Here is a 1,535-nt window from a genome sequence, read left to right on the forward strand (position 1 = left end):
GCGTCCGGGCTGCTCGCCCACGTCCTCGCCGGGTCTCCGCACGACGCGGGAGCCGAGCACGCGGCTGCCGCCTACGGCGTGCTGTTCGCCGACGCGACCGCCTTGACCGCTGAGCCCGCGCTGAGCGACCCGGCCCGCGATGCGATCCGCTCGGTCGCCGCGCACCTGGCTGACCTGATCCGGCGCGCCCAGGCAGACGGCGAGATAAGCTCCGGCACCGACCCGGAGGCCGCGGCCTGGCTGCTGCTGTCCGTGCTATCCGCCCGCCGGCTCCGCGCGGCCGCCATGCCAGCCGGCCTCGAGCCGGCCGTCGCCGCCATCACGCTCCAGGCGATCACGTCGCCGTTAAGCGCGGCCAGCGGGATCGCAGCGGCGTTATCGCCCGCTCCAGCGCGGCGGGCGCTTCTCGGCGAAGGCCAGCGCCCCTTCGCGGGCGTCGTCGGACGTGAAGACCGGTTCGACGATGACCCGCTGCCGGTCCCAGAACTCGTCGGCCGGCCAGCCGGCCGCACCGGCGATGACCGACTTGGTGGCGCGCACGGCGAGCGGGCCGTTGGCGCTGATCGTCACGGCCAGCTCCCGGGCGGCGGCGAGCGCGCCGCCCGCCGCGGTGAGCCGGTTGACCAGGCCGAAGTGGTAACCGCGCGGCGCGTCAAGGAACTCGCCCGTCAGGGCGAGCTCCATGGCGATCTGGTACGGGATCCGCCGGGGCAGCCGCAGCAGGCCGCCAGCCGCGGCCACCAGGCCGCGCTTGACCTCGGGGAGGCCGAACTTCGCGGTGTCGGCCGCCACCACCAGGTCGCAGGACAGCGCGATCTCACAGCCCCCGGCGAGCGCGTAGCCCTCGACCGCCGCGATCAGCGGCTTGGCGGGCGGCGCCTCGGTGAGGCCGCCGAACCCGCGGCCGGGGATGGCAGGCCGCTCGCCGGTGAGGAATGCCTTCAGGTCCATCCCGGCGCAGAACGTGCCGCCGGCGCCGGTTATCACGCCGACGTTCAGGTCGTCGCGGCCGTCCAAAGCGTCCAGCGCGGCCGCGATACCGTGGGCGACCTCGCCGTTGACCGCGTTGCGGGCCTCGGGACGGTTGATGGTGATCACCAGGACGCCGTCGGCGTCGTCGGTCAGGACCGCTTCGGTCATGGATCCTCCAGGCTGGGCGATGGCACAGGGTCACGATATGGCTGCGGCAGTCATCCGCGCCCGTTCTGAAAGATCAAAAGCAGCGGCCCGAACGGAGGAGCACGTCTGCGACCACCCGATAGCGCGGATGCGGCCGCTCGCCTGGTAAGGCATAGTTCGTTAAGGACAAGCAAGTACCTGTTGGAGTCTCAGGGGAGAGCAGAGCGGCCGATGGCGGTTAATTCCGAAGTGACAGGGGCACCTGTGGGGGCCGGGCGCCCGCTCGGGCCGCACTATAAGTGGATCGCGCTGTCCAACACCACGCTGGGCATGCTGATGGCGACGATCAACCAGTCGATCGTGCTGATAGCGCTGCCCGACATCTTCCGCGGCATCGGGCTGAACCCGCTGAGCCC

Annotated in this window: 2 protein-coding genes; one reads left to right on the top strand and one right to left on the bottom strand. The window is 71.9% G+C overall.

The window, feature by feature from the left end:
- Positions 1–375: 375 nt before the first annotated feature.
- Entirely contained in the window at positions 376–1,140 is a 765-nt protein-coding gene (locus WA805_RS26075; RefSeq protein WP_425243671.1) for a crotonase/enoyl-CoA hydratase family protein, read from the bottom strand.
- A gap of 210 nt (positions 1,141–1,350) precedes the next feature.
- On the opposite strand from WA805_RS26075, the gene WA805_RS26080 reads away from it, so the two are divergent.
- Positions 1,351–1,535 (top strand): hypothetical protein (locus tag WA805_RS26080; RefSeq protein ID WP_425243672.1); only part of this gene is annotated, 185 nt, incomplete at its 3' end.

The organism is Trebonia sp., assembly GCF_049794275.1.
Classification (GTDB): domain Bacteria; phylum Actinomycetota; class Actinomycetes; order Streptosporangiales; family Streptosporangiaceae; genus Trebonia.